The 13,943-nt window shown below is 63.6% G+C and carries 15 protein-coding genes; 3 read left to right on the forward strand and 12 right to left on the reverse strand.

Translation table 11 applies throughout. The features are described 5' to 3' along the window. Positions 1-64: 64 nt before the first annotated feature. From E4P29_RS22375 to E4P29_RS22410, 8 genes are all read right to left on the reverse strand, one after another. Positions 65-670 (reverse strand): hypothetical protein, encoded by a 606-nt coding sequence (locus tag E4P29_RS22375; RefSeq protein WP_135047268.1) that lies wholly within the window; start codon positions 668-670, stop codon positions 65-67. Further along, complete coding sequence (locus tag E4P29_RS22380) at positions 657-1,250, reverse strand: recombinase family protein (protein WP_135047269.1); 594 nt, start codon at positions 1,248-1,250, stop codon at positions 657-659. Before E4P29_RS22380 ends, E4P29_RS22375 begins: the two co-directional genes overlap by 14 nt. Positions 1,251-1,392: 142 nt before the next feature. Next, positions 1,393-1,992, reverse strand: a complete 600-nt coding sequence (locus tag E4P29_RS22385; RefSeq protein ID WP_094742445.1) for a recombinase family protein — start codon at positions 1,990-1,992, stop codon at positions 1,393-1,395. A 418-nt stretch (positions 1,993-2,410) separates the two neighbouring features. Continuing rightward, entirely contained in the window at positions 2,411-3,265 is an 855-nt protein-coding gene (locus E4P29_RS22390) for a hypothetical protein (RefSeq protein ID WP_135047270.1), read from the reverse strand. Between the two features lie 305 nt (positions 3,266-3,570). Continuing rightward, positions 3,571-4,821, reverse strand: coding sequence for a hypothetical protein (locus E4P29_RS22395; protein WP_135047271.1), 1,251 nt, complete (start codon positions 4,819-4,821; stop codon positions 3,571-3,573). 81 nt (positions 4,822-4,902) lie between these two features. After that, positions 4,903-5,649 (reverse strand): ABC transporter permease, encoded by a 747-nt coding sequence (locus E4P29_RS22400; protein ID WP_135047272.1) that lies wholly within the window; start codon positions 5,647-5,649, stop codon positions 4,903-4,905. Positions 5,650-5,771: 122 nt separating this feature from the next. Then, positions 5,772-7,175 carry an ATP-binding protein gene (locus tag E4P29_RS22405; protein ID WP_135047273.1) on the reverse strand — a complete coding sequence of 468 codons (1,404 nt, stop codon included), beginning with the start codon at positions 7,173-7,175 and terminating at the stop codon, positions 5,772-5,774. Between the two features lie 119 nt (positions 7,176-7,294). Beyond that, positions 7,295-7,975: a response regulator transcription factor gene (locus E4P29_RS22410; RefSeq protein WP_135047274.1), complete on the reverse strand. Its 681-nt coding sequence runs from the start codon at positions 7,973-7,975 to the stop codon at positions 7,295-7,297. A gap of 20 nt (positions 7,976-7,995) precedes the next feature. Here E4P29_RS22410 and E4P29_RS22415 point away from each other — a divergent pair, with 20 nt between their 5' ends. The 3 genes from E4P29_RS22415 to E4P29_RS22425 all read left to right on the forward strand — a co-directional run bounded on the left by E4P29_RS22415 (position 7,996) and on the right by E4P29_RS22425 (position 10,398). Further along, positions 7,996-8,901: a phosphatase PAP2 family protein gene (locus tag E4P29_RS22415; RefSeq protein ID WP_167735583.1), complete on the forward strand. Its 906-nt coding sequence runs from the start codon at positions 7,996-7,998 to the stop codon at positions 8,899-8,901. Further along, complete coding sequence (locus E4P29_RS22420; protein WP_135047276.1) at positions 8,898-9,578, forward strand: DedA family protein; 681 nt, start codon at positions 8,898-8,900, stop codon at positions 9,576-9,578. The genes E4P29_RS22415 and E4P29_RS22420 overlap by 4 nt, the downstream gene beginning before the upstream one ends. Positions 9,579-9,945: 367 nt before the next feature. After that, positions 9,946-10,398: a VOC family protein gene (locus E4P29_RS22425; RefSeq protein ID WP_135047277.1), complete on the forward strand. Its 453-nt coding sequence runs from the start codon at positions 9,946-9,948 to the stop codon at positions 10,396-10,398. 95 nt (positions 10,399-10,493) lie between these two features. Here the strand turns inward: E4P29_RS22425 and E4P29_RS22430 are convergent, their stop codons facing one another. The 4 genes from E4P29_RS22430 to E4P29_RS22445 form a co-directional block, all read right to left on the reverse strand. Next, on the reverse strand, positions 10,494-11,735 hold the full coding sequence (locus E4P29_RS22430) for an Nramp family divalent metal transporter (protein WP_135047278.1): 1,242 nt from the start codon (positions 11,733-11,735) through the stop codon (positions 10,494-10,496). 99 nt (positions 11,736-11,834) lie between these two features. Continuing rightward, positions 11,835-12,668: a cytochrome c biogenesis CcdA family protein gene (locus E4P29_RS22435; RefSeq protein ID WP_135047279.1), complete on the reverse strand. Its 834-nt coding sequence runs from the start codon at positions 12,666-12,668 to the stop codon at positions 11,835-11,837. Beyond that, entirely contained in the window at positions 12,665-13,297 is a 633-nt protein-coding gene (locus E4P29_RS22440; RefSeq protein WP_135047280.1) for a TlpA disulfide reductase family protein, read from the reverse strand. The genes E4P29_RS22435 and E4P29_RS22440 overlap by 4 nt, the downstream gene beginning before the upstream one ends. Further along, positions 13,294-13,923, reverse strand: a complete 630-nt coding sequence (locus E4P29_RS22445; RefSeq protein WP_135047281.1) for a TlpA disulfide reductase family protein — start codon at positions 13,921-13,923, stop codon at positions 13,294-13,296. Before E4P29_RS22445 ends, E4P29_RS22440 begins: the two co-directional genes overlap by 4 nt. Positions 13,924-13,943: the final 20 nt, after the last annotated feature.

Consider the following 13,943-nt stretch of genomic DNA (forward strand, 5'->3'; position numbering starts at 1 on the left):
CAAGTACGGCTGATGTGTTTTGGCGGGCTCCCGGTGGACGACGACGTCACGTTGCCCTGACAGCTCACGTGCCCGTCGGTCGGTGCGTAGGTCTCTGCTGGCGGGTCGGTGGTCGGTGCCGCCGCCCCCGCCACTTCCGTTCGGTCTTCGCCACGATCGGAATGCGCATGACTCGTTTGGGGAGTCGCCCTCGATATGGTCCGACCCAGAGCGGGCTTTGGAAGTGCCCATCGGCCCACTTCTGCCATGCGTAGCCGTCCGAGTCGGTGAATCCGACATTCGCTCTGAGCTTGTCGTTACCGTCCACCGGGTAGGGATCGGGCTCTGCGAGCAGGAGGTCGTCGTAGTTCAGAGTGGCTCCGGGTTCGACGGTGTGCGCTCCAGTGAAAGACGTTTGACCAGGCTTGATGTACTGGCTGTCAACCGACAAACTGACGGTCGTGATAGGTCTGTCGCCATGATTGGTGACGCTGCTCTGGACTCGCACGACGCCTTCACTCGCGTTCTGGATGCGCGTCGGTGAGACGGTCACAGCTTCGACGTGTCGCTGCACTCTTTCACGTACTTCCTTCCGAGATTTGCGGACGTTGTGCACCTGGAAGCTGACAGTTGCCACGAGTGAGATGACGGCAATGATCAGGGAGCAAACGGCTATCTCAGTGGGCGTCATTGGAAACTCCAGTCCGGCTTTGCTGTGCGGCTTTCTCGAAGTGGCGGTAGAGGGTCCGTTTACTTACCCCGAGTGCGTCTGCGATGTCGCCGATTGTGTTGCCTTGGTTGCGCATTCGGGTTGCTTCCCGCTTCTTCGTAACAGTGAGTGCGGGTGGGCGGCCGCCAATCTTCCCTCGTTCGCGGGCGGCGGCGAGGCCTGCGTGGGTGCGTTCTCGGAGTAGTTGGCGTTCGAAGCTGGCGAGTGCGCCGAAGATGTGGAACACGAGTTCTCCGCCGGCAGTGGTGGTGTCGATCTGTTCGGTGACCGACGCGAATGCCACTCCCCTGGCCTTCAAGTCTGCGATGAGCTCGATGAGGTGTGGGAGGTTTCGGCCGAGTCGGTCGAGTCGCCAGACAGTGAGCACATCACCGGGCAGGAGGATCTCGAGCAGCTCGGTCAGCGCCGGCCTGGTGGTGGTGGATCCGCTCGCGGTGTCGGTGAAGATGCGTTCGCAGCCGAAGGCGCTCAGAGCGTCGCTCTGTAGATCGAGGTTCTGTTCGGCGGTCGAGACCCTGGCGTATCCGTATTTGTGGCCCACAATCGTCTACTGTGCCACAACTCATCGGTTTCGATGTTTTGACATGCAGGGGTTTCGCGCACGTTTTTGGCACTGCTCGGCGGCTGGTCGGCGGATCTGTCAGTTTCAGAAGTCGACTGCACTGTTTCAAAAGTGGACTGCACTAATCACCTCTCGCGACCGCTAGGGCGTCTCGTTCTTCCCGCGCGAGGGTGAGGTTGCTGTAGAGGGCGGATCGTTTCAATCCGGTGTTCTTGCAGAGTGTTTCGATCTTGAACTGCCGTGTTTCGTATACCTGGAGTAGGTATGCCCGCTCTTCAGGGGTCAGGGTGTGCGGCCGGCCTTTCATCTTGCCGGCCGCTGCTGCGGCCGCGATCGCGTCGCGGGTGCGGGCTCGGATCAGGTCGGACTCGAATTCGGCCATGAGGCCCAGCATCCCAATGAACATTTTGCCCATAGGATCAGCTGGGTCGTAGACCTTGCCGTCGATCAACAGTGCCACTCCCCTGGCGGCGAGGCGGTTCACGGTTTCGTGGAGGTCTCCGGCCGATCGGGAGAGTCTGTCGAGTTTGGTGACGCAGAATTCGTCGCCTTCGCGGCTGGCGTTGATGGCGTTTTCGAGTCCGGGGCGTTTTGCTTGACGGCCGCTGACAGCGTGGTCGATATAGACCCGGTCGCGTTCGACACCGATCTTGGCGAGCAGTCCAATTTGGACGGAGGTGTCCTGTCTAGCGGTGCTGCACCGCGCGTATCCGATTTTCATGCCCCTCCGGCCTGCTGGACTCGATCTGTCCAGTAGAGACTACGGGAAGCTGGACCAATCAAGTGGACACTTCCAGCGGACGGTTCGGCTGAGAGAACGTCGTGGCCAGTCACTCTCAGTAGCCCGTCCGGACTCGTCCGGTATGACGATGGTCAAAACGCACACCCAAACCCGCAGGAAGCTTCTCCGCGGGTTTCATCGACAGTCAGCTTGACGAAGCGTCAATTCACCGTGCGATTGAACAAGGTTTCAGCGGGCCTCCGCTAGTGGGCGTCAGCTTTGGCGAATTGGGTGGCGCTGCCGCCGACGCATGCCCAGCGCACCCAGTGCGTCGATATCGCGGAACTCGGTCGTCCCTGGGGCTCAGCCCGTCCTGTGAACTGGGTGTGTCGTCCATCGCGAATCGGTACTGCTCCGTTCAGTTTCTCAGCGCACTGCGTAGCCATTTCGCTGCACGCCGCAGCCCCGTCCTAGAGCGCTGCGGCTCTTCCCCCGGCTCTGCAGGTTGGCAATGTTCATTCGTTGCCGCGTGCTCGCGTCGACGCTGTTCGGTCCCGATGTACGAACTGCGTCGTCGCTCATGGGCCGTCAAGTGCCAGCGAAGCTCGGCTCGCAGTTCTGGCACCGAGACCGTGGCACCGAGGAGTTGGAAGAAGGTTGAGAGGGTGAACGTACGGAGCACACCGTGTCTCGTCCAGTAAACGCCCACGCGGTCAATCTGGTGGAGATCGTCGAAGTCGAGGAGCACGTAGCCGGCGAGTTGGTAGACGTCGGATCTGCCAATGGACGTCGCTTTGTGCGTCGACTTGAAATCCAGAAGGAGTCCGTCGACGAGCAGGTCCGCATCAGCGCCGCCGACGAGTTCGGATCCGGTGAAGCTCATTCCGGCTATTGCCTTGGCGGAGTTCGCGTGTAGCGGTCCGAGCGCGATGTTCGCGCGGCGCACTTGGTCGTGGACTTGGTCGATGAGGAACCAGGGAACCTGCGCCCGCGCTTTGTCGAACGAGACAACCGATGTTCCCTCGAGGAGGGTGGTTTTGTCGATGACGAACGGATAAGCGCGGTACAGCTGGTCGAGTTGGGCTGCGACCACGCAAAGCCGGATCATCTCGAATTCGAGCGATTCGGGAAGCTCGATGCACCCGCGGCGTAGAGGGGTTGCGGCGTCTAGCACTTCGGTGGTCGCAGCCTTGAGTTCACCAAGCAGCGGCAACGCCTGCGGGTAACGCTTGGTAAGGGCCGCGTGACCGAGCTGCGCAGAGGGTGGAACCACGTCGATGGTCGTGAAGGCGCTTCGCAGTCTGAAGTCGATGGCCGTTCCGATCAAACCCCAATCAGGTCTCTTCCCGGAATGGTCGGATGAAGCTTTGAGCGCTGACCTGTGCACACCATCGTGCACTGCGGTAACCGCTGCGGAGTTGGGAATTGCATGCCTTGCAAACTGCATGAAAGGCGACCCCGGCATATCGATCTGAGACGTCAGGGACATCGAAGAACTGTAGCGAACAATGATGAGCAATCCTGTTTCTCAGCTCTCCGACCCTCGGGCTGCTCGATGCACCGGAGCGAGTGGTCTCGTCACCGCAGGGCGGCTGCGAGGTCCGACAGTGCAGCGGTCTCCGCGGCGGGGTCGGAGGTGTTGGAACGGATTGCGGTGAGCACGATGTCGATACGCGAGTCGAGTGCGGTCCACCCTGCGGCGTCGAGCGGCTGCAACGTGGGTTGATCGTCGTCCCAGGTGGTTTCGAGTTTCTTCGCGGCGGTTTTCGCCTCGTCCTGCTGACCGGACCGAACGGCCACGGCGGTGTCGTCGATGATCGAGCGGAGCTCGGTGACCTGCTGCGGCGGGAACTGTGCGATCGCCTCCCCCGGCGCGAGATCGGCGATCGCAGCCCCGGAACCCTCCGCCTCACTTGCCGGCGCTGTGTGTGGCTGCGCGGACGCCCACGACAGAAGCCCCGCGGTGGCCACGGCCACTGCCGCGAAATAGACGAGCATCGTGCGCTCGCGGCGCGTGTCTGTGGCGACCGGTTCGGGCTCGACGCGGTGATTCCCGATCACGTCTCGTTTCGTTCTCGTCAGGTACAGCACCGTGGCCAGGATCGCGACCAGGAACACCACACTGGTGACGAATGTGCCGAGACCGAGGCCATGTTCGGTTCTCGGTTGAGCGAACCAATCTCCCAGGTTCGCGCCCAACGGACGGGTGAGGATGTAGGCCAACCAGAACGCCAACACCGCGTTCGCACCGAGCCGCCATCCGGCGACGACCGCCACGATCAGACCGGCGGGCAGAAGTACCGACGTGCCCGGGCCCCATCCTGTGATGCTCAGCGTCCAGTCACCCGCCGCGGTCCCGAGCGCGAAGGTCACCAGAATCGCCAGCCAGTAGAACAGCTCTCGGGGCACGGTGACGATGCTGTGGATCGACAGAGTCCGCTCCCGCACGAACCACACCCCGAACACCACCGCCAACAACCCAGCGAACACCGACATGCTCACCGGCAACGGAACACCGCGACTGTCGGTGAGGATGTCGGTGTACAGCGTTCCCGTGACACTGAGCACCACCACCGTCAGCCAGTAGACGGCAGGCACGTACCTCGACAGCCAGATCTGAACAGCAAGCACCGCAACGAGAATGGCGGTGAACAATCCCGCCGTTGCGGTCAGTCCGACACCGAGGGTCATGTTCACCCAGTCCGCGACACTCTCCCCGACTGTGGTGCAGAGGATCTTCACGACCCAGAACCAGACGGTGATTTCGGGGACCTTGCTCAGCGCCCGGTGGTGGGCCGTCAGGTGCTCGGAATCGGTGAGATCGCTCATGAACCGGGACCGTACCCAGGTGTTGCTGAAGGTCCGCTGAGGATCGCCCACCGCGTACGCCGACCTCGCCGAACCACCCGTTCACGGCCTCCGGTGGACCGATCCCCGCGCGACGAGTTCCACGGTCAGCGCGACGGCGACGGTCTGCGCAAGTAATAGTCCGGTGAGCACCAGAATCTGTACGGCCCCCGCCTGCAGGGCCGAGCCACTGGCCAACAGGACGCCCACGAACGCTCCCGGCAGAGTCACCAGCCCCACCGTTCGCGTCTGATCCAGGCCCGGCAGCAGCGCGTCGTTCGCGGTGGGGCGCACCACCTCCACGCGCGCGTCACGTTCGGTCAGCCCCAGACTCAGTGCCGCCTCCACTTCGCCGTGCCGGTCGGTCAACGCTGCCAATGCACGCCGCGCGGACAGCGATGTTGCGGTCATCGTCCCGCCCAAGATGATTCCGCCGACCGGCACGATCGAGATGCCCTGCGCCGGAACGACACCGGTGAGCAAGCACAACGGCACCACGATCCCGATACCCACCGCCAGGGGAAACACGAGCCAGATACCGGACCTCCCCGACTCCGAACGCCGAATCGACGTGAACGCCGCAGCCCCGAACATCACCAGCAGCACCAGCAACGACGACCACAGATGCGCCAGCGCCGCAGCGAGAATCAACGAAATCGCCGCCAATTGAACGAACCCGCGCAGAGCAGCAGCCGGAGCGGTGATCATTCGCCCGATCGAGGAGACCCGATAGATGACCGCAGCGAGCGCCACCATCACGCAGCAGAGAACCACGAGCGGCAGACCAGGCTCGGCCAGGGAAGAACTCACCGTCCAAGTATGTGGTGTGGCCCTGGCACGCCTGCATCCCAGCGATCTGTCTGTCAGCGGATCATGATGGTCGGGACGTGAGCGTCACGTGGTTCGAGACCGCACGCGGCCTGTGTTCTCGATCAGGGATGTAGATCGTCGGACGCGTCGAGTGAGGTCATCGGGATGGTGATCTGGAAGCGCGCTCCCCCGAGCGGGGACCGATCGACGGTCACCGAACCACCGTGTGCGGCGACGGTACCGGCGACGATCGCCAATCCCAACCCGGCACCGCCCTGATCGCGTGCCCGAGAGGTATCGAGTCGTACGAACCGGTCGAACACACGCTCCCGTTCGGCCTCTGAAATCCCCGGCCCGTCGTCGTCGATGACGATCACTGCGAAACCTCCCAACTCGGTGCAGGACAGGTCCAGCCGGGATCGTGCGTGCCGGACAGCGTTGTCGACGACGTTGCGCACCATCCTCGCCAACGCGAACTGATCACCGGACACTCGAACGGGAACGATGGATGTCACGACGGACAGATCTGTCAGCGCTTCGACCCGTTTTCCTTCCTCGTACAGCACGTCGTCGAGGTCGACATCGACCGCGCCGTGCGGACTCTGCGTCTCGTCCGACCGCGCGAGCAGGAGAAGGTCGTCGATCAGTCGGCGCATTCGACGCGCTTCGGGCAGCAACGATTCATCGATCAGGGACGCATCGATGAGCTCGGGCCTGGCCGCTGCAAGTTCGAGAGCGGCGGTGATCGTCGACAGCGGGCTTCGCAGCTCGTGTGAGGCGTCGCTGACGAATCGTTGCTGGGCTCGTTGCCCGGCGTTCAGTCGTGCCAACATCTCGTTCATGGTCACCGCCAGGCGCGCGATCTCGTCGCGGGTGTGCGGGACCGGGATGCGTTCTCCCAGATCACTGTTCGAGATCGAGGCCACGCGGGTGCGGATCCGCTCGACGGGGCTCAGCGCTGCGCCGACGAGTCGATAGGTCGCCAAGGCGACGATCGCAACCACCACCGGACCGACAATGGCGAGCAGGACTGCAACGGTGGTGACGACCTTTTCCACCGGCTCGCGGTCGGCACCGACCAGCACTGTCACCGGCCCGTCGACCGTGGTCGCACCACTCGCAATGACCCAGAAGTCCCCGGTCTCGCCCGCTTCGATACGCCCCAGATCCTGGGTGGCCGTGGGCGCAACAACGCGTGTGGACAGCGGCGAGCCGCCATCGGCACGGGAGGAGGCCTGCACCATCCCAGCCGCGTCGACGACCTGCACGATTCCGATCTGCCCGTCCGTGGCCAGCAATGATTCGTCGATCTGGCCCGGTAGATCGGTCTCGAGGCGCTCACCGACCTGTACTGCCCGGGCAGTGGCGGCGGTGCGGGCGGAGTTTTCGAGGGAGTTGTAGAGAATACCCAACAATGCCCCGCCTGCCGCGATCAGACATACGGCCACCACCATCGTCGAGGCCACGGCGGATCGCACGCGCACTGCCCACGATCGTGGGCGCAGAACGTCGGGGAAACCACTCATGTCTGTCAGTCTCCTAGCCTAATGCGCCCCGAAGATCGGCACTGTCTCGATACCACCCGGCACCACCGTTGTTGTCAGCACAGCCCTGACTGGCACTGCATTGCGGCAGGGGGTGATGCTCAGTCGGCCGCGTCGAGGGCCAGGCGATACCCCACCCCGCGGATCGTTTCGATGCTCTTGCGCCCGAAGGGCTGATCGACCTTCTTCCGGAGATACCCGATGTAGACCTCAACGATGTTCTCGTCGCCGTCGTAGTTGACGTCCCACACCGACCGGACGATCTCGGACTTGGTCACCACGACGCCGCTGCGCCGCATCAGGAACTCGAGCACGCTGTACTCGCGCGGGGTCAGCGCCAATTCCGTACCGCCCCGGGTGACGCGGTGACGCGCGGGATCCAACTCGAGATCGCCGGCTGCGAGCACGGCTGGGCGTTCGGGAGCGCCCCGTCTGGCCAGGGCGCGTAGGCGAGCGACCAGGACGACGAAGGAGAACGGTTTGACCAGGTAGTCGTCCGCGCCGAGATCGAAGGCGTCGGCCAGATCGTATTCACCGTCCTTGGCCGACAGCATCAGGATCGGCGTCCACACACCCTGCGCCCGGAGGTCGCGCACGATGTCGTACCCGTGTCTGCCCGGCAGCATGATGTCGAGAACGAGTACGTCGAACTCCCCGGTGGCGGCGCTGTGGAACCCGTTGTCCCCGTCGTGCTCGACCTCGACGGTGAACCCGTCGGCGACCAGACCGCGGCGGACCATTTCCGCAAGGCGCACTTCGTCCTCGACCACCAGAACCCGCATCGACAGCTCCGTCCATGTATGTGACGCAAGTACAACAGACCCTCACCGTCGCCGACGAGCCGCTCTCAGCGGTTCTTCAGGAGCTGCTCGGCACACTGATCGCCGTGCTCCTCTCCTCATCGATGTCCGCCGTTCACGCAACGGCCACCGAAGTGTTCACCGAAGCCGCCACCGCCGACGTCGAGATCGCCGGGATGGTGATAGCAGTTGGCCTCCTCGGTGCCGGGACGATGTTCCGCGTCCGCTCCGACCGGGCCGCAGCGACGATCTTCGGTGCGCTCGGCTTCGCTTTCGCAGTGGTGGTGCTCGCCGTCGCAGTGCACAGCAACGGATGGCTGACCAGGTCCGACGCGCCTGTCGCGGCCTGGTTCGTCGATCACCGAACGCGCGCGCTCGATGAGCTTGCCCTTGCCGTCACCACAGCGGGTGGCCCCGCCGAGACCGCCGCGTTGGGCCTCGTGGTCGCGGTGCTTCTGGTGTGGAGAACCAAACGCTACGGCCCGGCACTAGTGATGCTGGCGACCGTCGGCTCGGCATCGATGCTGTGCACGATCGTGAAACTGATCGTCGGACGTGAGCGGCCGCCGCAGTCGATCCAGTTGATGCTCGAAACCGATTTCTCCTTCCCGTCGGGTCACGTCACCGGGACCGCTGCCCTGTCACTGATGCTCGCTCTCATCGCGGGAATACATCGATCGAGGGGCGTGCGAGCGTTGTTCCTCGGGATCGCTCTGGCAGTGACCGTTGCCGTTGCGTGCACGAGAATGTATCTCGGTGTCCACTGGCTCACCGACGTTCTCGCCGGAGCGCTCCTCGCCGCCTGCGCAGTCACCCTGGGCAGCTATGTACTGCACCGGCTCGACTCCGGCGGCGACGCCACTGATGCGACGCCGCCTCGCCTGCTGATGAACAGGATCTCGCTGTGACGTCGGGATTGACCGGCGGCGTCCTCGACCCGAGCACCCTCGTTGCGACATTCGGGTTGATCGGGCTGCTCGTCGCCTTGTTCGTCGAGACAGGTCTGCTGATCGGGTTCTTTCTCCCCGGCGACTCTCTGCTCTTCACCGCCGGAGTGCTCGTGGCGCAGGTCGACCCGTTCGTTCCATTGTGGGTGATCCTGGTGTCCGCGCCGATTGCAGCCGTACTCGGCGATCAATGCGGCTACCTGATCGGCCGCGCCGCCGGCCCTGCTGTCTTCGACCGACCCGGTGCCAAACGGCTCGGCCCTGCGCAACTAGCCCGCGCGCAGTCGTTCTTCGACACCTACGGTGCTCGCACTGTCGTACTCGCCAGGTTCGTTCCCGTCGTCCGTACGGTTGCACCTGTCATGGCCGGCGCGTCGGGCATGAGATACCGAACCTTCCTCGTCTACAACATCATCGGGGGCCTCGCCTGGGGTGCCGGCGTACCCATGCTCGGCTACCTACTCGGCGGAATCCCGCTCGTGCGCAACCACATCGAGATAGTCCTCATCGGGGTCGTCGCGCTCTCGATACTCCCCCTCGCCGCCAACTACCTCCGTTCCCGTTTCGGTTCGAAAAAAACAACCCACCAGCACGAGCATCGACCCGACCCCGATACAAGTTTCTCCTCCCCGCACTGAGCAAAGCTGGCGGTGAGGTGGTCGATTGTGCAGCCCACTTCTGCACCCGGAACGTCAGAAGACGACTGCAATCGAGGGTAAAACCCCAGGAAATAGTGACGCCCACTCCCGAAACTGACAAGTGGATCGAGGAATGAAGTGGTGACAGAAACGTTCGGTTCCGGCGAACGGTGTAACGCAAACAGGGTTTCGCGTTACATTGCTGCGGACACGAGTTTCTTTACACAATGAACGCAGCTCAGCACCGACACTGATTCTGTCAGTTTCAGGAGTCGTGTTCACTGTGTCAGAAGTCGAATGCACTGAGCGCCAGCAATTGAGGTGGGTTCGGCTCCTCTCCTCCGGCCCGTCGGCGTTAGTGTTGCCTATGAGCATGTCGAAAGTGGTACCTGCGCTGCCGGTACGAGACATCGACACCGCTGTAGAGATATACGTCCGCGCGTTCGGCTTCACGACCCGGTACACCGACCCGACTTTCGCGAGGCTTACCCGCGACGACGTCGAGATCCACTTGTGGGCCGCCGACGACGACAGCTGGAATACCCGTTCAGACCGTGCGGCATGGCCGGTATGCAGCGGAGCCGAGACGTTCCTTGCCGGCACAGCCAGCTGCCGCATCGCCGTGGACGAGATCAACGACCTTTACGCCGAGATGTCCCGCGCGGGAGTTCTCCATCCCGCAGACGCGGGTCGTCCCGTCTCGACGGACTGGGGAACGACGGAGTTCGCAACTGTCGACACCGACGGCAATCTGATCACTTTCCATACCAATGAAAAAAGCCAACACGAGCCCGCCACGGCAAGCAACGGCGCACCCTGACCCCACCCTCGAGCAGAAACTCGATGACCCGGACGCCCGTCGATGCGCTACGCGTGTGAAATAAGCGCATGCTCGACACGTCCACCCGCGCGCAGTCAGGCCACGGTCAGATAGATCAGTGCAATGTTGAGTGCGACGACGATTCCCGCGATGAGCCATGCCGCGTATGCCGTGATCCGGTGATTGACATCGCCGCCCATCAGGATGCGGTCCGAGGTGAACCGCACCAAGGGAATCAACGCGAACGGGATACCGAACGACAGTACGACCTGCGAGACGACCAGTGCCCGACTGGGGTCGACTCCTGCTGCCAGAATTGCCAGTGCGGGAACAAGTGTTACCAGTCGTCGCACCAGAATCGGAATGCGCTTACGTAGTAGGCCGTCCATGATCATCGCGCCGGCGTACGCCCCGACCGATGTCGATGCAAGGCCCGAGGCCAGCAGGCCCACCGCGAACAGCAGTGCTACCACCGGCCCCAGAGTGTCCCCTACTGCTGCGTGGGCTCCTTCGATGGAATCGACGCCCTCGCGGCCCCCCAATGTCGATGCCGCCAACAGCAGCATCGACATGTTCACTGCACCGGCCAGCAGCATCGCCAACCCGACATCGATCCGGGTGATCCGCAACAACCGCTGACGGACAGGCCCTGCCTCGGGGTGTCCGTGCCGGTCACGTGCAAGGCCGGAGTGCAGGTACACCGCGTGCGGCATGATCGTCGCACCGAGCATCGCGGCGGCGATCAACACGCTTTCCGCGCCGTCGAACCGCGGAATCAGACCGGCCGCGGCCTCGGTGAACGATGGCGGTTCCACGACGACGCTGGCAAGAAATCCGACGGCTATGACACCGAGTAGCCCGAGAATCACGAACTCGAAGGGCCGTTGGCCCCGCCGATCCTGGACCATCAGCAAGATCATCGATACGGCCCCGGTGATGAGGCCGCCGATCAGGAGCGGCAGGTCGAAGAGCAAGAAGAGGGCGATCGCACCGCCGACGATTTCGGCGAGGTCGGTCGCCATGGCAACCACCTCTGCTTGCCCCCAATATGCCAGTCGCACAGTCCTGCTCGACTTCTCGCGAACGACTTCGGGCAGTGTCATTCCGGTGACGATGCCGAGTTTGGCGGAGAGGAACTGCACGAGACCGGCCATCACATTCGCGGCAACGATCACCCAGACCAGCAGGTATCCGAACTGCGCACCGGCACTGACATTGGAGGCGACATTGCCGGGGTCGACGTAGGCGATCGCTGCGACGAAAGCGGGTCCGAGCAGAACGAGGCCCGACCGAAACCTCGAGGGCGGCCGAGACGATCGGCGCTGCAGCACAGACATGACCACACCCTCCGGCACCAACAGTATGTCAGGACCCTGAAAATATAGTTCGGCTACCCGAACAATGCAACGCGGCGTGGTGGTTCGGCGACATCTCGATCAGATGGGCAGGACCACTGCACTGACGAATTCGTTGCGGATCCAGGCGATGAACAATCCCCACACTCCGGTCAGCAGCGCGATGCCGACGGCGATCATGATGACACCGCCCGCGACCTTGATCTTCTGTGAGTTCCTCCGAAGCCACCCCACCCCGCGCATCGCCGAACTCGAACCGAACGCGAGGACGACGAACGGTAGGCCGAGCCCCATGCAGTACGCGACGATGAGAGTGACCCCGCGAGCTGCGGTTGCACCTTCGGTTCCTGCTGCAACAGACAGAACGCCGGCGAGGGTGGGGCCCAGACACGGTGTCCAGCCGAGCGCGAACACACCGCCGAGCAGCGGCGCTCCAGCGAGGGACGAGATCTGCTGAGGTGCGAATCGGGTGTCGCGTTGCAGAACGGGTATCAATCCGATGAACGCCGCACCCATGATGATCGTGATGACGCCGCCGACTCGTTGGAGCACTTGCTCGTTGATGCGCAAGGTGCCGATGACTCCGAAGATCGAGGCTGTGGCGAGGACGAAGACGATCGTGAATCCGGCGACGAACAACGACGCTGCGCCGGCCACACGCCAGCGATTCGCCAGCTCCGTCGACGACGTGCCGGTGGTCGAGGTGCCGGGCGATCGGGTCTCGGCTGATTGGGCGTCGGCACCGGCGATTCCCGCCAGGTAGGACAGGTATCCCGGCACCAGCGGCACCACGCACGGGGAGGCGAACGAGACCAACCCGGCGAGCATGCATGCCGCGATCGCGAGCAGAAGGGGCCCGCTCGATGCCGCGTTCTGGAAGGCCGACCCGATGTCCTGGGCGAGAAGAGTCGTCATTCCGCGGCTATCCGTTCGACGACGGGAAGGAGATCGTCGGTGAGCAAGGCGCGCATGAAGACCGCGGCCACGCGGTGCTGACGGTCGAGTACCAGCGTCGAAGGGATCACGCTGGTCGGGTAGTTCCCGCCGAGAGCGATCAGGGTCCGCATCGAAGGGTCGTAGATCGAGGGGTAGGAGACGTCGTTGTCGACCACGAAGTCCTGCGCTTTGTCCTTCTGTGGATCTCTGACGTTGAGGCCGAGGAACTGCACGCCGCGCTCGCGGGTGGTCTCGTAGACCTCTTCGAGGTCGTCGGCTTCGCCGCGGCAGGGGCCACACCACTGACCCCAGAGATTGATCACCACCACCTTGCCGTCGTAGTCCGACAGAGCGGTCGTCTTGCCTTCCTCCATCAGATCGGGGCCGGCGAGTTCGCCTATGGTACCGCGTGTTTCGGGGGGATCGTAGACGATGTCGGTTCGACCGCCGGGGGCGACGAAGTCGAAGCTACCTCCCGTGGATGCAGCCTGTGCGCCGTCGGAGCATCCGGAGATCAGTAGTACGACGGCAAGAATCGATCCAATTGCCGCGGTGGGCGTGGTGCCTTGACGGCGCGCACCGACCCGCGCAGGGAAAAAACGTGTCATGAGGTGAAATCCTTTACTGCAGTGCGGATCTGGTCTGTCGTCTCGAACACTGTCGGGTCGGTGACGCGCTCGATCGTTCCGTCCGGGTGGAGGAAAAAGCTCAGGGGAAGGACCGGCGGTGCCGAGAGCGCGTCCAGGACGCTGCCGCCGTCGATGTAGTTCGGATAGCGGACGCCCAGTTGCGTGAGCAGCGCGGCCGCGTCCTCGGGTCGGTCCTCGACGTCGATTCCGATGACTGGGATCGCGTCGGGTTCTGCGGCGTAGGCATCGAGTACGGGCATCTCGGTGCGGCACGGGCCGCACCAGGATGCCCACAGGTTGATCAGCGTCGCCTCGCTGCCGAGAACATCGGCGAGATCGACATAGCTGTCGCTGCCGATGCAGCGCGCTATCACTCCCGCCAGCGGACCGCCTTCGCGTGGTACCGGCGGCGGACACATCGGTAGCGCTGTTGCTCGTGCCGCGTCATCCGGCGGGCGGGACAATGTGGGTTCGGGTCCGACCGGAGCGACATTGTTGGCGATGACGTCGGACGGGCCGCCCTCGACGCCACCGGAGCGGGGCCACAGTGCGACGATCGATGCAACGACAACGACGAGCATGACGATCGACCAGCCGCGCGTCATCGCCGTGACCTTCTTTCTCG

Origin of the sequence: Rhodococcus sp. 1R11 (assembly GCF_004563845.1) — a bacterium.
Lineage (GTDB): Bacteria > Actinomycetota > Actinomycetes > Mycobacteriales > Mycobacteriaceae > Rhodococcoides.